The sequence below is a fragment of the Trinickia acidisoli genome, from assembly GCF_017315725.1.
Classification (GTDB): domain Bacteria; phylum Pseudomonadota; class Gammaproteobacteria; order Burkholderiales; family Burkholderiaceae; genus Trinickia; species Trinickia acidisoli.
Genome location: NZ_JAFLRG010000002.1, coordinates 229,595 through 255,053 on the forward strand (window position 1 = coordinate 229,595; position 25,459 = coordinate 255,053).

The 25,459-nt window shown below is 57.4% G+C and carries 18 protein-coding genes; 7 read left to right on the forward strand and 11 right to left on the reverse strand.

Going from position 1 to position 25,459, the window contains the following annotated elements:
- Positions 1 to 29: 29 nt before the first annotated feature.
- The 6 genes from J3485_RS19630 (at position 30) to J3485_RS19655 (ending at position 7,233) form a co-directional block, all read left to right on the forward strand.
- Positions 30 to 968: a type IV secretion system protein gene (locus J3485_RS19630; RefSeq protein WP_206956018.1), complete on the forward strand. Its 939-nt coding sequence runs from the start codon at positions 30 to 32 to the stop codon at positions 966 to 968.
- 256 nt (positions 969 to 1,224) lie between these two features.
- Positions 1,225 to 2,070 carry a VirB8 family type IV secretion system protein gene (locus J3485_RS19635; RefSeq protein ID WP_206956019.1) on the forward strand — a complete coding sequence of 282 codons (846 nt, stop codon included), beginning with the start codon at positions 1,225 to 1,227 and terminating at the stop codon, positions 2,068 to 2,070.
- Positions 2,067 to 3,170 carry a TrbG/VirB9 family P-type conjugative transfer protein gene (locus tag J3485_RS19640; protein ID WP_206956020.1) on the forward strand — a complete coding sequence of 368 codons (1,104 nt, stop codon included), beginning with the start codon at positions 2,067 to 2,069 and terminating at the stop codon, positions 3,168 to 3,170. Before J3485_RS19635 ends, J3485_RS19640 begins: the two co-directional genes overlap by 4 nt.
- Before the next feature lie 6 nt (positions 3,171 to 3,176).
- The gene (gene virB10 / locus J3485_RS19645; RefSeq protein WP_206956021.1) at positions 3,177 to 4,283 is read left to right on the forward strand and encodes a type IV secretion system protein VirB10; all 1,107 of its coding nucleotides are present in this window, start codon (positions 3,177 to 3,179) and stop codon (positions 4,281 to 4,283) included.
- Positions 4,225 to 5,364 carry a P-type DNA transfer ATPase VirB11 gene (gene virB11 / locus J3485_RS19650; protein WP_309477057.1) on the forward strand — a complete coding sequence of 380 codons (1,140 nt, stop codon included), beginning with the start codon at positions 4,225 to 4,227 and terminating at the stop codon, positions 5,362 to 5,364. The genes virB10 and virB11 overlap by 59 nt, the downstream gene beginning before the upstream one ends.
- A gap of 18 nt (positions 5,365 to 5,382) precedes the next feature.
- Positions 5,383 to 7,233 carry a type IV secretory system conjugative DNA transfer family protein gene (locus tag J3485_RS19655; protein ID WP_242538856.1) on the forward strand — a complete coding sequence of 617 codons (1,851 nt, stop codon included), beginning with the start codon at positions 5,383 to 5,385 and terminating at the stop codon, positions 7,231 to 7,233.
- Between the two features lie 41 nt (positions 7,234 to 7,274).
- On the opposite strand, the gene J3485_RS19660 is transcribed toward J3485_RS19655, so the two are convergent.
- Positions 7,275 to 7,910, reverse strand: a complete 636-nt coding sequence (locus J3485_RS19660) for a lytic transglycosylase domain-containing protein (RefSeq protein ID WP_206956022.1) — start codon at positions 7,908 to 7,910, stop codon at positions 7,275 to 7,277.
- A 2,176-nt stretch (positions 7,911 to 10,086) separates the two neighbouring features.
- On the opposite strand from J3485_RS19660, the gene J3485_RS29040 reads away from it, so the two are divergent.
- On the forward strand, positions 10,087 to 11,661 hold the full coding sequence (locus J3485_RS29040) for a hypothetical protein (RefSeq protein WP_242538857.1): 1,575 nt from the start codon (positions 10,087 to 10,089) through the stop codon (positions 11,659 to 11,661).
- An 811-nt stretch (positions 11,662 to 12,472) separates the two neighbouring features.
- On the opposite strand, the gene J3485_RS29585 is transcribed toward J3485_RS29040, so the two are convergent.
- The 10 genes from J3485_RS29585 to tnpC form a co-directional block, all read right to left on the reverse strand.
- Entirely contained in the window at positions 12,473 to 12,823 is a 351-nt protein-coding gene (locus J3485_RS29585; RefSeq protein ID WP_206956023.1) for an ankyrin repeat domain-containing protein, read from the reverse strand.
- 158 nt (positions 12,824 to 12,981) lie between these two features.
- The gene (locus J3485_RS19675; protein WP_206956024.1) at positions 12,982 to 13,944 is read right to left on the reverse strand and encodes a DMT family transporter; all 963 of its coding nucleotides are present in this window, start codon (positions 13,942 to 13,944) and stop codon (positions 12,982 to 12,984) included.
- Complete coding sequence (locus J3485_RS19680) at positions 13,941 to 14,672, reverse strand: HAD family hydrolase (protein ID WP_242538858.1); 732 nt, start codon at positions 14,670 to 14,672, stop codon at positions 13,941 to 13,943. The genes J3485_RS19675 and J3485_RS19680 overlap by 4 nt, the downstream gene beginning before the upstream one ends.
- Entirely contained in the window at positions 14,669 to 15,796 is a 1,128-nt protein-coding gene (locus J3485_RS19685; protein WP_206956025.1) for a hypothetical protein, read from the reverse strand. The genes J3485_RS19680 and J3485_RS19685 overlap by 4 nt, the downstream gene beginning before the upstream one ends.
- A gap of 25 nt (positions 15,797 to 15,821) precedes the next feature.
- Positions 15,822 to 16,994, reverse strand: a complete 1,173-nt coding sequence (locus tag J3485_RS19690) for a transaldolase family protein (RefSeq protein WP_206956026.1) — start codon at positions 16,992 to 16,994, stop codon at positions 15,822 to 15,824.
- A 748-nt stretch (positions 16,995 to 17,742) separates the two neighbouring features.
- Positions 17,743 to 18,702, reverse strand: coding sequence for a Csu type fimbrial protein (locus J3485_RS19695; protein WP_206956027.1), 960 nt, complete (start codon positions 18,700 to 18,702; stop codon positions 17,743 to 17,745).
- Positions 18,699 to 21,038, reverse strand: coding sequence for a fimbria/pilus outer membrane usher protein (locus tag J3485_RS19700; RefSeq protein WP_309477058.1), 2,340 nt, complete (start codon positions 21,036 to 21,038; stop codon positions 18,699 to 18,701). The genes J3485_RS19695 and J3485_RS19700 overlap by 4 nt, the downstream gene beginning before the upstream one ends.
- Positions 21,039 to 21,136: 98 nt before the next feature.
- Positions 21,137 to 21,871 carry a fimbrial biogenesis chaperone gene (locus J3485_RS19705; protein ID WP_206956028.1) on the reverse strand — a complete coding sequence of 245 codons (735 nt, stop codon included), beginning with the start codon at positions 21,869 to 21,871 and terminating at the stop codon, positions 21,137 to 21,139.
- Positions 21,872 to 21,888: 17 nt separating this feature from the next.
- The gene (locus J3485_RS19710; protein ID WP_206956029.1) at positions 21,889 to 22,413 is read right to left on the reverse strand and encodes a Csu type fimbrial protein; all 525 of its coding nucleotides are present in this window, start codon (positions 22,411 to 22,413) and stop codon (positions 21,889 to 21,891) included.
- A gap of 1,490 nt (positions 22,414 to 23,903) precedes the next feature.
- Complete coding sequence (gene tnpC / locus J3485_RS19715) at positions 23,904 to 25,457, reverse strand: IS66 family transposase (RefSeq protein ID WP_206955942.1); 1,554 nt, start codon at positions 25,455 to 25,457, stop codon at positions 23,904 to 23,906.
- Positions 25,458 to 25,459 lie beyond the last annotated feature (2 nt).

A 25,459-nucleotide genomic window follows, 5' to 3' on the forward strand; every position in this document is an offset into this window, starting at 1 on the left:
AACACTGCGATGTCCGTGAGGATCATGCCATGAGCTTTTTTGCCGATCTGGGCACTAGCGTCACTAGCCAGGCGACTGGGCTCGCTGATCAAATAGCCCTCTCGCTTGTTAGCGCGATAGAACCTTTGTTCGTGACTGCTACCGCTTTGACGCTGTTGTTTCACGGGCTGGCCTTGATTCGTGGCGAGTCACAGCAAGCGTTTGGGGCATTGTTATGGAAGACATTCAAGGTTGGGATTATTTTAGGTGTTTTGAGTTATTACATCGATCCGAATATCGGTGTGGTCGTCAATGTGATAGGTATTCAAAGTGGTTTGGTGACTTCAATCACTAATGGTCAGGCAAGCAGTGCATTTCAGATGGTTGATCAGGCGGTTGTGCCACTCATGGGTTTTTTTGCTGGACTTATGATTTTTGGTATATCGATGATCAGTGGTGGCTCGATGGGTAACATAACGATTGGGTTACTCATATTCACTTTCATTATCTTGGGTGGTGGAGCGCTGGCGCTCGCACTGTTTTATGCGTTGTTGTCAACGCTTGGTCTGGCAATTGTGCTGGGGCTGGGGCCATTATTTATCGCGGGTTTGGCATTTGGTCCAACCGCGCGATATTTTGAGGGTTGGCTGTCCAGTGTGTTTAGTTTTTTACTGCTTGGAGCGGTTTCTTCTGTCGTATTGGGTTTTGTCATGGCTACGGAAGGAAATATACTTGTGCAAGCGTTTCCGAACGTGATCCTAGGTGCATTCCAAGTGACGATGGTGAGCTTCGTATTTTTGTTGTTCATGCTCGAAGTGCCGAGGCTAGTTTCGCAATTGACTAGCGGCGGCGCGGACGTCACGAGCGGTGTCGTAGGATTTGCACAAATTCGCGGGATTTACGGGGCGCCGTGGCTCGGGGCAGCAGGAGGTGGGATTGCCTCTGTTGCAGAGCGTGCCGTGGCCGCGGGCCGGGTTGGTGGTAGGTAAGGGCGACGATATAGGCGACGAGCGTACCGTTTGGCGGACAGTGATCGAGCAATGCCTCTGAGACGTCTATGGTTAGGAGTCCTAGTTAAAAGAATGGCCGAAGAGGTGGAAAGGAGACAAGGCAAATGTTAAGAGCTATCTCGATTTTTCTGTGTATCAGCATGCTGGCGGCCTGCGCTTCGCCGAAGCCCCTCTTGCCTGATGGCCAGAGCCGCGTGCCGGTCAACCAGACGATTCCAACCACCGGGATGGGTTCATGATGGGTAAGACCACTTCGGATGATGCAGCAGGCGTGGCTACGAGTGACGCGACGTATTACGGTGAGGCGCGTAGCTGGGAAGATTCGCGCGTGCTGATGATCGAGCGTTCCGAGCGCCGTGCGTGGCGGGTTGCGGCGGCGTCCGTGGTGGTGGCCGTGGCCGCGGTCATCGCACTTGCGCTACTTACTCCGCTCAAAAGTGCCGTGCCTTTTTTGGTTTACGTCGATCGCTTCAGCGGCGATACACAGGTGCACGAAGCGATGGATGCACGTGTGCAGTTCAGTGAAATCATCGATAAGCATTGGCTGTTGCAGTACGTGACTTCGCGGGAACGCTATTACTGGAACCTGCTGCAGTCGGATTACGATCGTACGATGGCGCTGAGCGATAGCGTGCCTGCGCGCGAATATGGCCGCCAATTTGATGGCCCAAACGCTTTATACAAGAAGCTCGGGCGAATGCAAGAGTACGCCGTGAGGATCATTTCGATTACGGTGATGCCTCATGCGCCAGGTGCGCCTGGTTTGGCAACAGTGCGCTTCGAGAAAACCCTGCGCGCCCTGGATAGCGATCAACCGGGCGAAACCCAACACTATGTGGCGACGATCACGTACGTTTACCGCCCTGCGCCGCTCAGTTCGGAGAAAACGCTGATTTTGAATCCGCTTGGATTTACCGTGACGGCTTATCGTGTCGCTCCTGAACTGGCGGAGGTGTTACCTTCCGGTCCGGCACTCCCACCTAGCTCGTCGGATGCAACACCCGGAACAGCGCCTGGCGCAATGATGTCGACAATGGCTGCGCACGGCATGGCAGCGACACAAGGCGGAGGCGCACGATGAAGCGGTTTCATGCATTTTGTTCTTCTGCTGTTTGCTTGATGCTGGTTGCCTCCGGGGTTGCCCGCGCGGCTGACCAGGATTCGCGGTTGCGAATGGTGCCGTTCGATGATGAACGTGTCGTGCCGGTATATGTGGAAGAAGGCTATGCCGTGCAGATTGTTTTAGGTAGCAATGAGCATATCGAGGCAGCTGGTACAGGTGCGGATTCACACTGCGACGATCCCAACGCGGCATGGTGTGTCGTGGCGCATCGGGGTGATCATGATGTCTATATCAACGCGCATCGCGGCGCTACGAGAACGAACTTGTTCGTGCAAACGAATTTGCACAACTACAGTTTCGATTTGATGACTGGCTGGTCCGGCCGGCATGTTTATCGCGTGCAGTTCACCTATCCAGACGAGATCTTAAAACAGGCCGCTGCGCTTCGGGCCGCGCAACGAGCTCAGGATGATCGCAAGCTGTTGCAGGACCGTCTCGCGCAACCACCCGCGGTACGCAACTGGAACTACACCATGCAAGTCATGCCCGGCAGTGATGGCATCGCGCCGACCATGATGTACGACGATGGGCGCTTTACGTACCTCAAATTTCCGAATAATCGGGAGATCCCATCGATCTATATGGTCTCCGCTGACAACAGCGAGAGCATGGTGCAATGGCATGTTGAAAATGACGTCATGATTGTTCACCGCGTTGCGAAGCGCTTTGTGTTGCGCGATGGCTCCGCCGTTGTTGGATTGTGGAACGAAGCCTATGACATGGATGGCGTGCCGCCGCACGATGGGGTGACGGTGCCGGGCGTGGATCGTGTGATCAAGGAACATGTGAGCATGCCGGATAGCACATCCGGTTCGCAGAGCGTGTCAAGTGCGCCCGTGGCTGCAGCTCAAACCGCAACGGACGCCGCCGCGACAGGTACAAATGCGGTTGCAGATGCGATAGCGAAGGCAAATGCCATCGCAAAGGCAATCGCAAATTCGGCGGCAGCGGCAGGACGTACCGCGGCTACGCCTCTTGCGCCGCTAACTCCTTTGCTTCCCGCTCCGTCGGGCAACGTTGGAGTGCCTACGCAGCGCAATGACGATTCGGACAACTAAACGATCATGAACACTCCTGAATTCAACGGCCGTGGTTTACCTAGCGTGAATGAACGCCGTGTGCGCAGGGCTCGGCTGTTGCAGTGGCTCATGGTAATCGTGGTGTTTGCCGTAGTAGGCCTTGGCGTATTTTGGCTCATTCATAGTGTCCGCTCGACTTGGGGTAATCGAACTTCCGACGCTGATCAGGCAAATGCGATGGCGAATGCTTGGTCCAAGCGTATGTTCGAGTTGCCTGCCGTTACAGCGCCAGCGCCGCCCAAGCCGGTGGTGTCGCGGCCAGCGCCGATCGCCGCGGTGCCTGCCCCTGCACCCACCCCTACGAACAACCCCGGTGACAGAATGATGTTGACGGGAAGCGATGCAGAACGCGGTATTGCGCTTCCCTCGCTTGGCACCGGTGGCGGTAATTCCGTTGCATCGCAGATTTTCGGCAAGGGGGGGGGGAGTACGAGTTCCGCAGATAGTGGGCCACTCCAAGGGATGCTGGCAGGCACACGCACTGAGCGGGCGCGCGCCGGATTGCTGGGTGACCGCAATATGATCCTCGCCAAAGGTGCGACGTTCGACTGCATCTTGAATACGAAGATCGTATCGACGGTTCCGGGCATGGTCAGTTGCACCGTGGCACGTAACGTCTATTCCGACAATGGCAAAGTGGTACTCATCGAACGAGGATCGATGGTCACGGGCGAATACAAGTCGGATCTGCAAACGGGCCGTGAGCGTATCTTCGTGCTCTGGGATCGCCTAAAGACGGTAAACGGCGTCACCATCGATTTGGGTTCGCCGGCCACCGATTCGCTTGGTGAAGCGGGCGTCGGTGGGTATATCGACAATCATTGGTGGCAGCGCATTGGTGCGTCGGTTCTGCTGAGTCTCGTGGAAGACGCAGTTGCCTACAAGACGACTGAGGAAGCCTCGTCGGGTAATGGTAGTTCGGTCGTGATACTCCCCAATACGTCGCAGCAGACGCAAACGCTTGCAGGAAAGATACTGGATAGCACGATCAATATTCCCCCCACGTTGACGCGCAATCAAGGTGAGAGGTTAAGTGTGTTTGTTGCGCGGGATCTTGATTTTGGCAGTGTCTATGAGCTACGACCGGAGTGACAAGACGCTTGATGCGAGGCTTCCCGACGATGCGTCGGTAGGGCAATTGCTTGCACCGTTGCGCCCCTTTTTGGAAACGCCGGGCGTCACGGAGGTTTGTGTGAACGAGCCGTGCGTCGTGTTCGTCGAGTGCGATGCGCAATGGCAGCGCCACGACGTTTCGGAGCTTAGCTTCAAACATTGCTTGTCGCTGGCCGTAGCGATCGCCTCATACACGAATCAAGATATCTCGCCGGAGCGGCCGCTGTTATCGGCGACGCTGCCGGGCGGTCAGCGTATTCAGGTGGTGATTCCGCCGGCGAGTACTCGCGAACGGGTATCCATTACGATTCGGATGCCCTCGCGTGCCATCAAGAGCCTGGATGAGTTCGAAAGCGAGGGTATGTTTGAACGGCTCGCATGGCGCGGACGTGAACGCTACGCGTGTGCGGGTGAACGTGTAGCGCGCCTCGATGAAAGCGATCAGTGTTTGCTGCATTGCTTGGAAGACGGACGTTATCGCGCGTTTTTTCATGAGGCAGTGCGTGCGCGCAAGAATATCGCGATTGTGGGCGACACCGGTTCCGGCAAGACCACATTTATGAAGACGATCTGTCAAAGCATTCCGACGAATGACCGGCTCGTGACGATCGAAGACGTGCGCGAGCTTTTTCTGCCCAATCATCCCAACTGCGTGCATTTGCTGTACAGCAAGGACGGACAAGGGCTTGCGAATGTCACGCCCGCATCGCTCATTGCATGCACATTGCGGATGAAGCCGGATAGAGTGCTGCTTGCCGAACTGCGTGGCGCGGAGGCGTTCGATTTCCTGAAGCTGCTGACCACCGGGCATGCCGGCTCGATCACGAGTTATCACGCGCAGTCGTGTTCACTCGCCATCGAACGCTTTGTACTGATGGTGAGAGAGCATGCGCAGGCAAGCCGCAGTGATGACGCGGCGCTGTACCGCTTGCTCTACCTGACGGTTGACGTGATTGCCCATTTCGTACGCGAGGGCGGACGTCGATATGTTTCCGAGATTTATTTCGACCCGTTTAATAAGCTCGAGCAATCACGTGATGCGCTTCGAGAACGGGCGTGATGCGGTGGGAGGAGGTAGATGCGCACGTTGTTGAAGATCGTGGCCTGCGCGATCGGTACGTTGGTGGTAGTGGCCCCAGCCGGATTGTGGCTGGCTGGCGCGATCTATATGCTCGAAAGCAAGCTACCGATTCGCGGTAGCTCGGTAGTGAGTTGGTATGAGTATTGGTATTGGTACCGAGGCGATCCGATTCAGGCCTCGCACTTATATGCCGCGCTCGGGAAAGCTGTCTTTATCGTCATCATTCTGATTTTCTTCCTAATCTTGGCGGTGACTCGTCGCCGTCGCTCGCTGTATGGTGACGCACGCTTTGCTAACCGCTCGGAAATTCATCGGTCTGGACTTTTGGGCACACATGGCGTCATTGTTGGGAAGTATGGCGACCGCTATTTGACGCTTGGCGGTCAACAGTTCGTCATCGTGGCCGCTCCAACGCGCTCCGGGAAGGGGGTGGGTATCGTGGTGCCGAATCTGCTGAATTTTCCCGATTCGGTCGTGGTGCTCGATATCAAGCAGGAGAACTTCAACATTACCGCGGGCTACCGTGCCGCGCACGGGCAACCGGTGTTTCTGTTCAATCCGTTCGCATCGGACGGGCGAACGCATCGATATAACCCACTCACCTATATCAGCGATGATCCGCACTTGCGTATCCGCGACATTTTGACGATAGGTACGATTCTCTTTCCGCCCGAAGGCAAAGATGGATCGGGCAAGGATGCATTCTGGTACGACGCCGCACGCAATCTTTTTCTTGGACTGACGCTGCTCGTTTGCGAAACTCCGGAACTGCCACGGACGATGGGCGAAGTCATGCGGCAAGCGTCCGGCTATGGACGTAAGCTTCCTGATCACCTGAACGCGGTGATCCAAGGGCGCTGGGCGCAGGGCAGACCGTTATCGTCGTCGTGCGTCGACGCGCTATACCGGGTGTTGGACAATGCCGAAATCACTTTTGCGAGTATTGTGTCCACCTTCAATACGGCGCTTACGAACTGGGCCAATCCGATTTTCGATGCGGCTACGAGCGAAAGTGATTTCCTGCTGACCGACGTGCGACGCCGGCGTATGAGCATTTATCTGGGCATCACGCCGGATCATCTGCCCGATTCCGCTGCGCTAATCAACGTCTTTTTCTCTCAACTCGTCAATTTGAACCTACGCGAGCTCCCGCAGGCCAATCCTGAACTGCGCTATCAATGCCTTTTGATGATGGACGAATTCACTTCGATGGGCAAGGTCAATATTATTGCCAAAGCGATTGGGTTCATGGCGGGTTATAACATGCGGTTGATGCCGATCATCCAATCTGTGTCGCAGCTTACGGCTGTGTACGGTCAGCAAGATGCGCGCACGTTGATGACCAACCATGCGTTGCAGGTCATTTTTGCGCCGCGCGAGCAGCAAGATGCGAACGAGTATTCAGAAATGCTCGGCTATGTAACGCAAAAGAACACGAGCATTTCGCGCCCAGCGGGGTTTAGCTTTCAGAAGCAGGCTTCGCGCAACGATACGACGTCGGATCAGCGGCGCGCGTTGATGTTGCCACAGGAGCTGAAGGAGCTGGGACAGGATCGCGAAATCATTATGCTCGAGAACACCAAGCCGATCCTTGCTGAAAAGATCCGCTACTTCATGGATCCCGTCTTCAAGCAGCGCGTGCGTGCAGCGCCGTCGATTTCTTCTGTGAGTATGCAGGCACACGAAGCGGTGGTTGCCAATTGCCGTGCGTTGATGGCGCAATATGTGTTCAATCAACCGGCGCCGCAGCCGCAGACAGAACCCAACAATAACGCGGGGGGTGAGGCGCCAGTAGCCGTTTCGCCGCAACCGACGCCGCAGAATGCGCCGGTTCAGGGAGGAGGGTAGTTGCAAATCTCGAAGTAATGGCTGCTCGTCGAGCGCCGATGCTAAAACACCTGTGCATCGCGTGGATCACGTGTGGGCGCATCGTTTGCCGGGTTATGGTTCGTTTCGGTGCTATCGGTTGTGTTGTGTTGTGTTGTTGTATCGGATGATGCCTTCGATTGCTGTGGCGAGTTGACGGATGGTTGCGGTTGTAGCGCGGGCACGAGCGGAATCGGCATCGCGCTCGTATTGTTCGCGGCCGTGACCACTTTCTGCACGTATCCTTGCGTAAAACCATCGCGCTTATTGCCGCTGTAGTAGCAGGACAGTGCGATACGCAATGCTTGCTGAGGCTGCGGATTCGTATTGCGCGCGCCTTGGAAGCATGAGGCGAGGATCTTGGAACTCGCCCACAGGTTTGTACATGGCTCGAATCCGCCTTCAAGAGACAGGCCGTAATGCGCTAAGTTGGTTCGCTTGATTTGCGCGAGGCCGACACTGTAGGTATAGCCTTGCGCGTCGAGGGCGTGGGCGGTGGCTAGCGCTTCGGCCAAATTGCGCGGTTGCCTGACCAGTCTTGCATGCACGATCCCAATCGCGTAAGGATTGAAGCTGGATTCGACTCGCACGACCGCGGCCATCGTATGTGGATCGACGACGGGGGCGCATTGCTGTGCCAGTGTTAAAAAGTCGATCATGGTTCATTCCTTGCTGGTTGGAATTGCTGATCGAGCGGAGACGCAGGCGTAGTGTGTTTCGGCGAAGACGTAGGGGTGCTCTCGATGCGGGCGTTAAGGATGGGGGCGGTGGAGAACGTCATTGTCCTTGCAGCTGGGCAGGGGCATGGGGCGGGTACCTTGGGCTAAAGGGGGAGGATGCCCCGATAGCAGCGAGGGGCACGGGACTAGGGGGGCGCGTGCTATGGGGCGCTGGGCAAGCGCTCACTGTGATGTTGCCCTCTCTTAAAAGTTCCTGTCGGCGAGATGCGGCCGGGTTTCCAGCAGGCGGGCGAACGCGAACTGCGCCGTGCAGCCGATGGAGTTCGGCGTCCATACCTAGTTGCAATGCTCGGGCCCCTCGAGGGGACCATACAACACTGGGATTATCGGGTAGGCATACCCCGTACGCTTGTTCATCTCCCACCATATATCGATGAGTTGGACTCAGACGTGCTGGCGCTCGCGGGTGTGGTCTGCCGGCTGCATAGGGGGGGGCTTCTCGTGCAGCCGGTGCCTGCTGCGCTGAACCTGGGCTAGCTGAATGTGCAACAACGGCTGGCGATGGGGAAGCGGCGTCCGGCTCAGGGCCGGCTGATGCCGCTGGCGGTGGGGGGGCGGCGCTAGAAGCGGCTGCCACCGCCGGTGCTAGCGCTACCGCTACCGCAGCAACTGGTGCCGGCGCAGCAGGGCCAGCAGGCCTAACACCACCCGGAACCGGAGTCACAGCTCCCCAGATTAGAAGCAAGAGTAAGTATGCGCCTGCCGCATCGGTGGTCGCAGCTAAACCCGGAGCACCTTCTGCAAAAGCGGTAGCTGCACCAATGCCACCGCCAAATGCGTCGCCTCCTAAAGTTGCGGCAAGATAGGCGCCGAATGGGCGGCTCGCTTGCTCCCACGAAACCTTCCCACGACACAAAATATCCGATGGGCCGGGCTGGGGTGGCCGGAGCGGCAATTCGCTGTCTAGGCCGCGCGTAGGCAATCTGAGTCGATTGACCATCCGCGCCCGTATCGATAGCCCGCCGGCCTCGATGTCGTCCTCGCCCTCGAATATCGTTTTGGGATTCAAATAAGTCGGTTGTCCCGCGCGACGCCCATATCCAAATAGCACTCCGCCCGCGCCCGACGCGACCGGTCCGAGAACACATCCAGCTGCGGCGGAGGCCCATTGGCGCCCCAGCCACTCTCCGCCTGTCACTGCCGGGTGCTCAAAGGCGCCCGCAATGGCCGCACGGGCTACGAGCAGTGTTCCGGCGGGTAAGCCATAGCCCGCCAGCGCCGTAAACATGCGCCAGGGTGCCGAGGCAATTGCTGGTGTGGTTGCCAGTGCATATTTACCATTTGGGTCATTAAATAGCTCTGCCGCTCGCGCACCACCCCGCGCGGAGAGCCAGCTTGCAAGGCTATCTGCGGCGAACGTAGAGAGCTTCGAGCCAAGCCAAGCGGCCAAGGGCCCCCCCGCCGACGCACCAATTGCGCCTCCAACTGCACTAGCGCAGCCTCGTGCGACGCCGAACGCACCTGCGGCAGTAAAGCCAACTGCCCAATCGCGGACAGCCCCTTCGTCGCGCGATATCTGCTCAAAGCGGCGCTCGAACTCTTCGGTATGTAACCGTGCTAGGGCATATTCGGTAGCCAGGGCCGTTGCATAGAGCTGCCGCTTGTCGATTGGCAAAGCAGGGTCAAAGCGCCCATGCACTGCATCCAGCAGGGCGCGCCAACTTCGCACCTGTTCGTCCTGCCCATCCCGAACTGGGAACGGCGGGGAAGGATATCGCTCTGGTTGACTTGCGTACGGCATGTATGCATCTCGTGACACGGGCTCATGAATGTGCTGCATGGTGCGGCACAGAGCCTGGAAAAGGGTGGCAGTAGCGTTGTGGGATCGCTAGATTTCTGCTCTACGTTAGTTGCGGTGGCCTTTCCATTCCCATACCAATTGCGACAGGGCTTGCGAGTGCACGGGCCATTCACCTGCAGTGCTTTATCCCGCGAAGCTTTCGAACTTGTGAGCAAGCACTGGAAGCGACCTTGCCGGTGTGCTCCGCCATGTTCCGCACGATTGGTATCGTTACCGCGAGTAGGTCATCGGTATACCCCGTGCCGATATCGTTGGAAGCAAGGAGTAGGTCGGTTATTAAGGGGGATGCGTCCAATGCCCAGGTCGCGCGATGACGATAGAGCGCCGCTGATTCAGGGGGCGGGCAGAGCTTTGCCGGCGCGTTTTCCTGCTCCATCCTTTGTCCTTCCTCCGACCGGTAACGAAAACGTCGATGCTATTGCCGATTGCATCCTCAGCAAAGTCGGCGACTTCGATAAGTTCCTGCGTGCACAAGATCTGAAAGGCAAGGACGGGAAGCCTCAAGCGTTTACCGCGGAGCAAAAAGCGAAGCTGGAGAAGCAGTTCCAGGCGGCAATTATTGCAAGTGCGAGAGCCTTCCACGAGAAGGGCTGGACGCCCGCTCGTGTTGCCGAATTCGCGGATAAGGCGTGGCGCGCGGATGTGGGCGCGACGTTCTTGCAAAAGATGGTTGGTAACGCGGTTACCTATTGGCCAATGAGCGCAGCGGGTATTGCGGCGAGTGTCTTGCTCGCCCCTCTCGTCCCTCTTGCCCCGATTCTGGTGATCGGCGCAGGTGTATTGGTAGCGATGTGCGTTGCCTTTGGGTGGTCTGTGCGCGCTATGACAGCCGCTGGTAAGGTCGACGGGCACGTCAACAACGCCACGGATGGGCGAGGGCGATTCTGGCAGGTATGTCCCACCAAGGGGCTGGGAGAGGCGCTTGGCAAGGAGGTGCTTGCGGATCTGGCTGGACGGACTGGGCCGCGCGCGTTGGTGACGTGGCCGTTGCGAGGTCTCGAGTTCGCAGGGGTTGCTTCGGCGCTCTCTATCTTCATCAGTCCGATCGCGATGTTGATTGGGCCGCCCACCAACGCTTGCATGCAGGTGATCAGCCAGGTGCTGCGCGGTAAAGGTGGACAGCGTTCGGCGGCACCGCTGTTCGGCATCAGGATGGTGCCGGACAAGCTCGAAATCCGTACTGATCCAGATGCGATCGCGAGCGACGTTAACCGCAATATCGACCGGCTGGGTAAGCCTGTCGTAACGCGGTTCGGCAGCATGGTGAAGAAGATGTGGGGGGGGTACCGGGATGTATTTCCTGGGGCGTTGCATGATCAGATAAAGGCAGGCTTCACTCGGGCGCAATGCGTCGAGGGCGTTTTTGGATCCAGTGCGATCGGCTCCGTGTCCGGCGGCCTTGCCGACCTGTTAGGCGTTGTGATGCCCGGCGGAGGGGGGGGCATTGGCAGTTTTGTAGCAGGCTTGGTGGCTAGCGCCGTTGGTTGGCATGGGAACGTCTTTACTCGCTCGGAAGTGGGAAGGCACGTGCCTGTGTTGGCGAAGTCGAAAGCTGAGAGAGAGAAGGCGAAGGCGGCAGCACCGGCAGCACCGGCAGCACCGGCAGCACCGGCAGCACCGGCAGCACCGGCAGCACCGGCAGCACCGGCAGCACCGGCAGCACCGGCAGCACCGGCAGCACCGGCAGCACCGGCAGCACCGGCAGCTCTCCCGCCGGGACCATTGCCCGCAGCAGCGCTACCACGGGTAGCATCACCGCCAGCATCGCCTACTGGATCTGGATCGATGGGTTACACCAGCGACGGCGGGTCTCCTGTCGCGCATCCCCCCCGCCACTTCCCTATCTCTGCCGCCCGCCAGATGTCATGACACCTCCGATGTAATTTTTCTCACCAGCGATTGATATCCATTTCCCATTATTCGAATTGGACATCACAATAATGAATAGAAAAATTAGCCTGTCAAATAAGCCACTAAGCTACTGAATCTTGGCCATTGCTGCTCCTCGTATCCTGAGCGAGGACAACCTTAGCTTGAAGCTGTGATGGCGGTTTGTATATCGGCTGTGGGTCCTATTACTTTTCAATAGGGGAGTTGCAAGGCAGCTTTGCTTTGTGTCATGGGGAGTTCGATCATGGGTGTTGGTTTGAGAATACAGCGAATGCGCTCGTCGACCCGTAATTCGAACTTATGCCGCGGAAGTGGAGTAGGCGGCCAGAGCCGACAACACTCTATCGGCGCGACGGCATGGAAGTCTATGTGCATGGGTTGGGCTTTCGTTGCCGCGATTGCATTCGGGTTTGCGCCGGCCACTGCAAACGCCGGTCCGTGCGAGGTGCTTTTGTGCTTGAGCGGTTGGCTCGAAGGAGGATCAGGCGGTCCAATGTGCAACGTGTGGACTTATGATTACTTTGCCATTCAGGTATGGGACCCGTTCTATGATCCCGGAAGTACCGCCGCCTTGCGCGCTGGGTGGTTAGCGGGGTGTCCTGCACCAATGGACTATGCCTGGATGGCAGCGGTCGATAGTGCGTTTGGCACATCGCTCAGTGGACCTATATTTTTTTGACGACGTCATTCGCCCTCCCACGGGCGACTTGAGCTTCCCTCGAAATTTCGCCTGCAATAGGTCGTCAACTATGATGGTCACCTGTGCTGCCTCAAGCGATGCATCCCACCCTTAGCGAACCGTCGAGGCGGCGACGGGCGGCCGTCGGGAATGGGGGTAAATACTCGGTAATTTCACGACGCTGGGAGATGGTTGCGACTCCCAACATGTTTCGGGTGTTCTCCCGTTGCGATCTGGCAGCGAGGGATTTGCGCCCAGTTCGATCAGACGGCGATACACACCGCGGTTCTTTTTCTCCGCGGCCAGATGCGCAGGTGTTCGGCCCAACGCGTCACGAACATTCAGATCGCCACCCATTGACGCCAGCTCCTCGATGATCTCCGCATGGCCGCCTTGAGCCGCGAGGTGAAGAAGCGAAAGATGCAATGGGCCATCGACGACGACTCTATCCCACCGAGTCATGACTCCTCTGCCCCAGAGGACCCGTGGAGGATCCGCGAGCAACACCGTCAAGCTGTATCGATCTCCTTCTCGCGCTGCATCAACGAGGCGCCTCACATACTTGTGCTCGTCAAGTAGCAATTGCACTCTATTTGGCACGAGAATTCCCCCAACAATGATTACTCGATTGAACGTGCTTCACTGATACGAGCGCTACGTGAAGTGTCGGTAACGTGCCGAAGCTGCGCGTCGCGGGTCGACCACTGCGTGCGCAGCGTAACCAGTACCCCCATCATGAACAGCGTAGAACCGAAGATCTGCATCGGAGTAGGAAAGTGTGCTGTCCATAAGCAACCATAGAGCAGCGCAAACATTGTCTCGCTCACAATCAGTTGTCCGCAGCGGCTAGGCCCTAAGCGTCGGCTTGCGATGTTCCAGCAGATCGTGGCAAGCCATGTGGAGCCGATGCCCGTTAAGAGCGCCAATGCAGCAAAAGTGCCTAGCTGAGGTGAGTGCAGCAACGATTTGGCGCTCGATCCGCAAAACAGCCAGACGAACGCGCTGCTGGCCGCTGCACCGATTCCCAGCCAGTGAGCCCAGTCCATCGCGCTCATTTCAGGGTGACGAGCAAGCCATCGCGCATTCAGTACCGCAAAAGCGGTCCAACAAGCAAGTGCCGCGACAGATAGCTGAATACCCTTTGTCACATCGGTGACCGGCGCTAGAGGCGCGGATGTCAATCGCCCAGTGGTGAGCACGATGCCGAGCAGTGTGGCGGCAAGCCCGGGTAGCAATTGACTCCACCGCAAATGCCGGGATTTGCCGCACACCATGACAGAAACGGGCAGCATTCCGACAATCAGTGTCGGTAAGGTACTTCCCGACGTATCAATTGCGCAGGCCAGAAAAACGTAGAAGGCCGTGAAGCCCAAGATACTCAGGCCAAGGGCGACGGTAGCATGCGATGCGGTGAGCGGCGTACGTCGTCCGACGATCAACGCGATGAGGGAGAGGGTGCCGTAGACCATAAATCGCCCTGCTGCCAGGTCGATAAACCAATGACCTGGCAGCAGGGTCGGTGCAATAAACACCAAGCCCCAAAGCGCGCCGGAGGCTACCCCGGCTAGCACGCCTGCAATCATACTTGCAGAAGGAATCGTGTCACGGCGGTCATGTCGGTGAACACCATGTCCGCACCCGCTTCAAGCAACGCGGATCGATTGGCTGAGTTCTGCGGGGCGCAGTATGCAAGCACCGTCGCGCCCGCACGCTTGCCCGCCGTGACACCTGTCACCGAATCTTCGAGCACCGCGCAGCGACTGGTGGCGACACCCAATGCCTGTGCGGCTGCCAGATAGACATCTGGCTCAGGCTTGGTACGGGGCATCTCGGGCCCACAAAATATTCGGCCTTCGAAGTATGGCATCAGCTTAACCTTGCGTAACTGCAACTCAATCTTGGTTCGGTCGGATCCCGATGCGCAGGCGATACGGCCGCCACATTTTTCGAACGCGGTATGAACGACATCGCCCACGTGTGTCACCGCTTGCACTTCCCGCTCCAACGCGGTGTTGCGGCGGCTCCGGTAATCCTGTAGCCACTCAGTTGTCAGCGGCTTACCGGTGTGCGCCTCGATCAATGTGGCCTCGTCTTCAGGGGCCTTGCCGACGAAGAATGTCATGCATTCTTCGTCACTTAGCGCCCAGCCTTGCTCGGCAAGCATCTGGCGCAGCACGCGTTTTGTGATGTTTTCGGAATCGACTAGAACGCCGTCGCAATCAAACAGCACGGCATCAATGCCGGCTTCCTGATTGATTCGGGGACGGTTCGATGCATTGCTGAATGAAAGCTCGTGCGCACTTTCCATCATGCCGACACCCGCGCTGCGAATTCGCGGTACTTTGCACCAAGTTCGGTTGCCCACTCGTCGACTTCGGCTAGAGGCATACGCTCGCATTGGTACCCGAGCATGTCATGCATGATCTGCATTTGTGCTGGTGCAAATACGGTTGTGCCGTTAGGTTCGATCGACTCTATGCCATCGTAGCGCTGACACTGCTGATTGATTTCGATCAATTGAGAAAGCATTGCACGTTGTGGAACAACCACGTCGATTTCGCGCGATCCGACGCGCACGCAATAGCCGCCGGGTAGACCATCCGGTGCGGGGGCGTGCACTTCCGCATGACGACCGCGCAGCAGGGGCATCAGGACAGACATCGCGGATGCGGCTGTGATCAGTTGACGAAACGCGCCACCGGTGCGTTGAAAGCGCGTCTGCACCAAACCAAAAGCCTGCTCGAGGTCGATGTCGCTGCTTACATCGCGGCCATTGCAACTCACTTCCGCGTAATACGGCGCACCCCCCGAATTTCCATAGGCCGGCACGCGGTGACTGAGGTAGTGCTGCGTAAAGAGCCTGACAGAAACATCGCGAGCGCGCTCTTTCAGCATCATCGCAATCGCGCCGCGTAATGCCGGAATGACGTTCGCCACGTTACCGATCCCGATGTGAGGCGCAAGCCCGGTCGTTTTTAGCACCGGTCCGACAGCGTCAGGGAATGCGGCATTCACCACGATGGGTTGCACGCCGCTTTGGCGCACAGCACGCATAAGCTTATGAACAAGCGCCAAGTGCATTGGCAACCACGGGCCGTACTGCGCCTCGTCGAGTTGACGAAAGATTGGTGCGGGAAGTTGCGTTATGATGCGCCACGATTGCAGCGTAGCCGTGTTAAAGATGATATCGGGTTTGACTTCGGCAATTGCCGCGGTGGCTTGATCTTCATTACGCAAGTCGAGCTGTACGCAATCGATGTTGTGAAATCGACCTAGCTGTGCGGAAAACAGCGTGGCAAGGTTGCGCCGCCGGGACATTTCCTCCATATTGCGCCCAGCCAATACGATACGGCCGAACTCTTCCTCTTGTGCCAAAAGATTTAGCGCCAAGCCAGCTAAATCACCTATGCCGATGATCATGAGGGTTTTTTGCATTGTGAATGCTCCGAAATGAGGAAGGTTATTCAAAGCGACACAAGCGCACGATATCGATACCTCGCCGCCATGCGGCGTGGACGTCCTGAAGGCCGGTGAGAAATGCGGGGTGGAAGCGGAAATTTTCCGGGGTCATTCCAGCCGGGTCCCATGCTTCCAGGAAATACGGAATCTGTCGAAGGAGTTGTAAAGCACGGGCTGGCACGGGTTCTTGGCCAGATGTGTCGCTTAAATTCCACTCCGTGCCAGGGTCAAGCAACTCCATGAGCAGTGCGGGAGGAATCGTATAGGCACACATCGAACGTCTGCTTTGCTCGATATGAAAGCACCGCTTGACTCCATCTTCGATATCCACGCGCAAGCTGCACAGGAGCATCTTGATAGGTAAGCCAGTGCTCTTTACTAGCGGTTCAATGCGTTCGATCAATGCCCATTCAGCCTGCCGCATTAGTTGCGGCGTGAGTTTGATGTCGCGCTCGGTTGCTTGTTGACGAAACTCGGGTTCTCCGCCGAAGCGACCAGTCATATGCGTAATAACGGCTCGCCACCGCGTCATATCAACTTTCTTTTCCAGCGCAAGCCGGTGCCCTTTGGAGAGTGCGCCTAGCGCACAAAGAAACTGTGGGACCGAGAAGGAAAGCGTGTTGTTGATCGCTACGCCTTGACTTACCAAGCGTTCGATGACCTGATACCCTTCAGCGCTACCAACGACTTTCACCATGACGTTGGGCGCGATTCGAGCAAGCTCGAGTCCTTGACGTTCCATACGGTCTACGTCGAAGCTCGAGGATGGCGGTAACTGTGCGCAAACCCAGCCGTGACGGCCAGCTGATGCTTCCCACTCGGCGCGCCATAATGCCGCTTCTTGAGCGTATGCGGCTTTGTAATATTGCCAATACAATTCGTCGTCCGTTGCGTTCGGACATTCGCTTAGAAAATCTCGGATTGAGGTTTTTGCAGCCGGAAGATCGAGTAAAACGTTTTCAAGAAACAGTCTTGGATTGGTTGTGGCACTTTTAATCAACCCTGAGCCCAGCCCCTCATGTTTCTTTAGCCCTTCCCAGTGGGCTCGAACTCGATGCTCGTGTTGTGCGGAGCAAGCCTCTACCGCGCGGTTGACCCATTTGGGTAGGCTTGTCGGCATGGAGTCCCACCATATCTCCATCTCCGGATGCTGACGCTGCAGATCGTGCAACATAGAACCTTCTCCTTGTTTTAATAGCGTGTCGCTTCTGCGGAATGGTAAGCGGGCACGAGTGGGGGAGGGTGGGATGGGGCTACATACGGATCACAAACAGATTGCGAATTATTCTTGTAAAAGTCGTATCTTAGTATTTTCGTGCCTCTTCGCTTGGTGAACGGGGCCTGGACAGATTGGGAAGGGAGCCGCGCGTTGCACGAGCCTCCGATCTGCGAGAAGTGCATTCGTGGTCGAATGAAGTGACATGACGACATTTTTTCGATATTTTTTCTTGCGTAATCCAAGTCGCGTTACTACCATGCAGTATGCTTAGTACCGAGTGAGCTTCGCTCAGCGAATTGCGTAAACCGCTTCACACCGAAGGCCATGAAAGGATTGTAGTTGGCCGTGTTCAGTGATCTTTTAGATGTTGGAGGGCATGCTATGGCAGAGTCACAGTTCGAGGCTTTGCACGAATTAATGTTGACCCCGAACGGGGAAGGGACGTTGATGTCCGTTGATGAGCAGAGGCGTATGGAGTTGCTTGCTGGGCTTGTTGGTTGTGCGAGTCGCGTTCCGCCGCCACAGGCCCATTCGCCGTCCGTCGGTGCGTCATCGCGATAGGTTTCACTAAACTCGTTGATGTCAGTTGCCCTGCATTTGTTCAGCGTTTGCTCCAACTCTACGCCCTTCGTTGACTGGAAACGGAGGGCGCTACAACTATCAATTCCACGCCAATAAGCCCCTTATAGCACCCGAATCGCTATCAAAAACTAATAGTGGCCGTAATCGTGTCGCTATAGCTACCCGGCAGCGGAGTTGTTTGCGACGGGACTTCGCCGTAGACAGTAAGCACGACCGAATTGCCGGTACCTGTTCCGGTCTCCATCGTGGTGCCGCTGGTGCCATCGCCCCATATTTGCGAATGCGTCGAATTGGTGTAGAGCTGATAGCTGATCGTGCCTCCGCCGCCCGATCTTTGCATCTCGCGCGCTGTGACGCTGCCACTAGAGCCGCCGTTCAGCGCAATCCGCCACGCGTCGCCGCTGGTGCACTGCGCAGTAATCGAACCCGTGGCGTTCAGTGCGGTAGTCGTCACGCTAGTTGCCGCGAAAGTAACATTTGTCGCGTTGATATTGCAGTCGTTGATAACGGTGGCAGAAGCGGTGAACGTGACGTGCTTCGATGAGGAAAGCGACGAGCAACTTGGCTCGGCGGATGAATAAAATCCATAGGTTATCGTTGCATTGGTACCGCTGAAGCTTTCCGTGTACGAGGTGCTGGCATTACCGGCAGTCGGAACCGTTGGCTGGTTGGCCGTGATCTGGCCGTATATCGTTACCGCCTGAGAGGTGCTGGTGCTTGTTGAGGGCTTGGTTAGCGTGAGTGAAATAGGTGTCGTCCCGTTGGAGACGGAGCCCCACATGATCGAATAGGCTCCATCCTGGTACAGGCCATATTGCATGGTGTTGCTTCCATGCTTGAGATCGAGGGGCGTCGCCACGTTCTGATTCAAGCACACCAGCACATTGGGTGTAGTGGTGTTTTTCGGCCAGGTGCATGTAACGGTGATCGTGCCGGTAGTGTCGACTGCGCTGAGGCTAATCGGACTGACGTTACCGAAGCTGATTGCGGATGCGGCGGCTGAGCAGCTTTGAGCGTTCGCCAAGCTAGGGAGGCAAAGCGTCAGCACACAAAGAATGAGCTGGAACGTGTACCGCTTCATTGCCGGCCTCCGGTCAAGCTTCGACACTTTAGCGGTCCGATTGTCCGCAACGAGCCGTCGCTCGGAGGGGTATACGTGAACTCTGTTGTGCACCTCGATGTGCCGCTGCCGATCAACAAGTGATTGTCATGCACGAGACCGTCAATGAAGGCGAGGCCGTCGTAGCCGACGATCGTGCCCTTTCCGCTTTCTTCATGGTGGACCTGTGTGCCAGGTGGGAGGATCTTGCCGTCCGGGCCGTCGAGGATCACGGAAGCCGCCTGGTAGCGTGTCATACCAAAGTGCGCGAGCACGCCGGACTGTGCCTGCGGCGTCAGGTTCATCGAGGTGGCGGCAAGCCGGACATTGGCGGGTAGATTCATGGGTTCGATGCTCACCTCGTTGTTCTGATAGGCGTTCAGATCCGGGATCAGCAGGTGCCCGGAGCCATCGGTGACGCCGATCAGACGGTTCTCGTGCAACACTGGAATTCCTGCGACACCATCCGTGGACACCAGCGCGAATCCATTATCAATGCGGCGCGAGAGTTGGACGCTTCGATCCATCAGCACCGCGGCACCGGTTATATCGAGCGATGCGTTAGTGACTTTACCGATATTCTGTGCGGCGGCGGTCACTTCGCCGTCGTTGCCCAGGTATTGCACTTGTGCTTGCCGGAAAGGCGTATTCCCCATGCCTTCAGCTTGTGCACCCCAGCCCCAGCCACCCGCATAGTCGGGCGAGCGTATCGCGTTGATGTTGTAGTTCGATTGACCATTTTCGCGTCCGACAGTGGTGCTGATCGAGGTTTTATGTAGGAATCCTAAGCTTAAGGTGATGAACGCGCCCGACCCACTATGTTGCTCGAAGTCTTTGTAGGCACTCAAACTGAGTGATGTCAGATGGCCGAAATTCAGCGTGCAGGAAATCGAGCCGATTTTCGAGGAGGGTGAATCCGGATATTTTGATCCGATGTAGCTTAGTGAGAAAGTTTGGTGTCGCATGAACGGGAACGAGAACGTCACCTGATCGGTTGCCGACGGCACTAACGAGCCCTGACTCGAGGCAAGGTCACCGAAATTGCCAAACGCCCGCACAGTTTGCGCGTTAATCGAAAAGTCACGCCGGATTAGTTGATAGCCCAAGCTCGCCTGGGTGCCGGCAAAACTGCCGGAACTAGCCGATAACGAGCCGTTGACTACGCCGAGCTGGCCGAACCGCATCAGCGCACCGCCACCGGCATTGACGAGGTTGTGCGTGGCCTCGGCATGACCTTCCAGTGTGAGTGTGCTGGTCAAGCCGTATCGCATGGTGCCGCTCAACACGGGATGGGGATCGTAGGAAAACGATTCGAGGCCGTAGGCACGGCGGACAAAGCCCGCTTCGAACGAGTAGCTAGAGAGGCCAGCCGCAAGCATGCGCGGGTCGACGTAAAGCGGCATCGACGTGGTGATCGTACGGCCGAGCGCATCGCGTGTGATGACCGTTGCTTGCCCCGCACCCGTAATCCCTGGCACGTTGTTCATGATGAACGGGCCACTGGGTACGTTGCCGCTGTACTGCTTCACGCTGTTGATATACACGTCGACGGCAGACGGTACGACAGCCGACCCATAGAGCGCCGGGACCGGAAAAGTCACTAAGTCGGGCCGCAACGCAAAATTACTGCCCCATTGGAATCCACCGATGCGAATCGAGCGAGTCCAAGCCAGTGATGCTGAAATGGTGTCGCCGATTTGAGTGGTGTTGTTCGTCAATACGTTCGAGTGACTCCACGATGTGTCGTACCGCATGTAGTGATGCTCGGCGCCTGACAGGTACGCGACGCCCGAATTGCTCAATACGCCCAATGGCATAAAGTAATGTTCGTCGTTTGCCAGCGCGAGCTGTGTGTCCGAACCCGTTTGCGTGAACGCGTCGTAGTTGATGAACAATCCGGACGACGAGGTTGCGTGAGGTGCTTTGGGTAGTATGCGCGTATCGAACTTGTAGGGCTTGCGGATGTTGTCCGGTGCTTGCAGGTCGACGGTTTGCTCGGCGGCGTTGTACGTATAGTGAAGGCCGGGAATGGAGTCTAGCTGTACATCGGTTGCTTGACTGATCCCAAGACGATCGACGTTCAACCCAACATCGCCCAAGTCCTTGCCTGCCACGGTGAGACGTCCATCCAGTTCACGAAAATGTACGATCAACGACGTGGGCTGGCCGTTCAGGTTGACTTCGAGGTAGAGGTCATGAACGGAATGCACGTTCGCATCTTTCGTGTGCGATGAGGCTGCAAAGCCCTCGCTTTGTGCGTGCACACATCCGGAGCTGATCAACGCCGCGGCAATGAGCACTGTGCGAAAGATGCCCACAGGTCGTCCCCGATAGCGTTTGATTTGTTTTGCTTGAATGGCAGCGCAGGGTATTCACCGCAGGCACTACAGAAGATAAGCGGTGGGAGCGTCATCTATCATTTCGTTTGTTCCACGGTTACCACCGCCTCGGTGTGGAGCGAATTGATAGCGGCGCGGACCTTCACGACGCCGCTCAAATCGGCCTGTGGAGGAAGCGATATCTGCCATTGTCGACCACGTCCGGCCAGTGCATAGCCAAGCAGTCCCTTATTGATCTCATAGACTTTGGCGTTCTGGTTCACGAGTTCAATCGCGGCAATCTGCGCGCGTCGCGTGCCGGTGTTGTCGACCCGCATGATCCACCCTTGGTCAGTGTGGATGAGATGCCATGAAAGACTGGGTTGGCCCATTGCGCCGGCTGGCTCGATAAACACCGGTAACGAATAGCGCAATCGAATCGTGATGCCGGTCGTGGGGGTGAGGTTGGGCCGTGGCAATTCGTCGACGACCATGCGGTAGCTTTGTTCAGTGGTAGGCGGTGCTGTTGTGATGCGCACCAGCCGCACCAATTGACTCGTTCGCGGAGCGATCTCGACGATCGGCGGACTTGCGACGATGTCTTGCGTTGGAGTGAGTGTGTCATTACCGTCAGCCTGGTCCCAACGGAACAGCCGCACTTGCCCATAGAGAGGCTGGTCGTCGGGGTTACGCAGCGTCAGGCCAGACGCATTTTCGCCTGCTTGGATCTCCACCATGACCGGTGAAACCTGAAGCATCCCGGCGACACTGTCTAGAGGTGAAAGGCCCGCTATGAGAAGAAGGGCGATCAGACATTGACGTAGCTTGTCCATGTAGATGTCACGTGTGATCAGAAATACACGGTCGCGGTGATCGTTGTTTGATAGGTATCGGGCTGCGGCGTCGTTTGAGCCGGCACTTGCCCATAGATCGTGATCGATTGTGCGGAGCCGGTGCCCGTGCCGCCGACAGTATTGCTACCTTGCGTATTGCCCCAGACAGTGCTGTGTCCCGAGTCTTGATAAAGCTGGAAGCCGACTGTCGTACTGGTATTGCCGCTGGCGGTACCGGCCAATAACCGGCTCGTAACGGTTGAGCCGGAGACGGTGCCGCCGTCCAGCCCGACGTTGTAGGGGGTGGTGTTCGTACAAGTTACGGATACCGTAGTTTGCTGATTGACTGCCGAGGAGAGAACTCCGTTCGTGCCGAAATTCAGCGGATTGGCGGAAATCGTGCAGTTGCCTTGCAATGTCAGAGAAACCGTGAACTGTGCGGTTGCTGTGCCATTGGTATAGGTTCCGGCGTGTGCTTGCGGCAGTAATGCCACGCATGCAAGTGTTGCGGCAATTGCCGATAAGGAAAGGTATTGTTTCATGCTGTTCCCCCTGAGAACGATACGGCAGTTTGTTGTAGGCCATAGGGAGATGCCGCACTCCGCGTCGTGAGCCCTGCTGATTGCATGGCTTCCATGCTATGGGAACAGAAGTAGGCACGCTATGAAGAATTGTGAATCGTATGTCGTGCGTAGGCCTAGTTCATTGCAGGCCATGGGGAGACGCAGCACTCTGTGTCGGGAGGATTGCTTGTTGGATTGCTTTTGCGTTCTGTGAATGGGGCGATGCCTTGCTGTGAGGGATCTCGATACGTATGTTTGGTATGGGCCAGGATTATCTCGGGATAGATCGCGCGCCTAGGCCGGGCGCGCTCGCGCTCAAAGCCTCCCTCTTACGACGATCGTGGGAGGCTAATGCTCGTCTGTGTAACATCAAACAGCCAATTTCGAACCACGCCTCATGTTGGTCTAACGACCCTGTGACCCTCCGGGGGTAGAAGCTGGGACATGTGACTGGATAACCCTATTGGGTGACTGGGCAGTCGGGTGTGCGGCCGGCGCGGAACATATGCTTGGCACTCGCAGGCTTGCGGGCGGCGGGATTGCCGATAATAGTCGTGAATATCGCGCGTCACCTTGGGGCACCGGAAAGGCAGAAGCGGCAGAAGCGGCAGGAGCAGCAGGAGCAGCAGGATGGACATCGAGTCTACTCTCCGAAGAGCGAGGTGGGCTTTCAGGAACTGCTTGAGGAGGATCTTTTTGTGAATCTGATGTGTTTAACATAGTGGGTTCCGCTAATAATTGGAAAGAGGATGACGCAAAGAATTGATGCCAGTGAGTAATCCGTTGAAGTGAACCCCGTGTACCTCTATGACTGAGACCGAGTGTCCCTGAACTCGCCACTGCCACTGTGTGACGATAACCTTCCCGCAATGAGCACCTGGTGAGATGCGCGAAGAGCTAGCGCTGGCGCGCGTACAACGGTACTTGTTGTAGGCGTAACGTACCTGCGGTTGACCTACTCATCTGGTTATTCCACAAAAAATCCAGTCGGGTCGCTGGCGTCTGTCGCCCCGAAAGCCCTGCATTTGCCTCTCGCAATCCGCCTGTTCTCCTAGTTGCGAGCGTCAACGTCCGCGTCCGCGTTTGTTGTCGCCAACGGGTTTGTGCGTGCTCGGTGGCATAGATCCAGGTGTATCGGCCGCAGGTTGATCATGCCGATGTGCAACTGGTTGTTGCTCTCGCAGAGCGGCTAGCCCCGCTAGCACAAATCTATCTGCCGGGGCTGCTGTCGCGCACGCGGTGAACGCATCCGTCTGGGTGGACTGCGGGCGTGCATGAGAGCGGTCGGTCGACCACTGTGGTGTCGAGGCCTTGTGATAGGCAAGCGCAAAACGTCGACCCAGTGCGGTTAAGTCGCGTTCGAGTGTTGGATCTCTTGCTAGCGCTTCTCCCGCAACGTAAGCACCTCGCGAAGGCCGTTCGCAACACGGCGCGCACGTGAGGCATGATTGGGTATCGGGCGCTGGCAATCAGCCCGTAGAGGCAGGCGGGCGGAACGTCCCTGGCAGCTTACTTGCCACGTTCCAGGGTAGTAATTCGTCGATGCGGTTAATGGGGTGATCAGCGATATGGGTCAGCACGTATTCGAGGTAAGCGCGCGGGTTGATCCCGTTCAGCTTGCACGTGCCGATCAGGCTGTACATCGCGGCGGCCCGTTTCCCCCCACTGTCGGAGCCGGCGAACAAGAAGTTCTTGCGACCCAGACTCACACAGCGCAACGCGTTTTCGGCCAGGGCGTTGCTGATCTCGGCACGGCCCTCTTCGCAGTACAGCACGAGGGCATCCCACTGGTTAAGCGAGTAATGGATCGCTTTGGCCAATTCGGATTTCTTGGACAGCGCCGCGAGTTTGCCCGTCATCCACGTCTTGATGGCCGCGAGCAGCGGGATGCTTTTCTCCCGGCGCACGCGCAGCCGTTCAGCGGTGGGTTTGCCGCGGATGTCGGCCTCGATCGCGTAAAGTCCGCCGATCAGCTCGAGCACCTCACGGGTCGCATCGGTCGGCGTTCGGGCATGCACGTCGTATATGTACCGTCTCGCGTGGTCCCAGCATGCCGCCTCGCGAATCTTGCCGCTCTCGTACAGTTCGTTGAAGCCGCTGTAGGCGTCGGCCTGCAAGATACCCTCGAATCCGGCCAGATGGGTCTGGGGATGAATGCCTTTGCGGTCCGGCGAGTAAGCAAACCACACTGCGGCCGGTTCGGTCGAGCCCGAGCGAGTGTCATCGCGCACATACACCCACAGACGCCCCGTCTTCGTCTTCTTCTTGCCCGGCTCAAGTACCGGGATAGGCGTGTCATCCGCGTGCAGCTTCGACGGCGCCACCGTGTAGCGGCGCAGTGCCTCGGTCAGCGCATCGCAAAGGGCCTCGCATTGACCAACCCAGCGGCCCATGCTGGCCGGGTCCAGCTTCACGCCGTCGCGCGCGGCTATCTGTGACTGCCGGTACAGCGGGGCGTGGTCGGCGTACTTCGAGACGAGGATGTCGGCCAGCAGGCTCGGATGGGCGATGCCTCGCGTAATCGGCAGGCCGGGCATCGGCGGCTGCGAGAAGTGGTGACCGCACGGGCAAACCGTTTTGCGCCGGATCGTACGAATCACCTTGAACACCGCCGCGACGCGGGCGAGCTGCTCGGACACGTCTTCTCCGAGCGGCTGCATCGCGCTGCCGCACTTCGGACACGTTGCGTCAGCCTCCAGTACACGTTCTTCGCGTGGCAAATGCGGCGGCAGCGCTTCTTTCGGCGATGCGTCGCTCACAGGCGTGCTCGCGCTAGATTGGCGGGCGCGCTGCACATCAGCGACGCCGCGCTCGCCCGTCAAGTCCTCGAGCGCGGTTTCGAGCCGTGCAACCTCCCGGTCTAATTGCTCGGACTTGCGCCCGAATTGCATGCGCCTAAGCTTGTCGAGCTGCGCCTTGAGCTGCTCGATCTCCAGATCGCGCTCGGCAAGCTGAGCACGAGCCTCGAGCAGCAAGGCTCGCAGCGTTTGAACATCGTCAGGAAGTTCGGCGCCGTTCGACATGC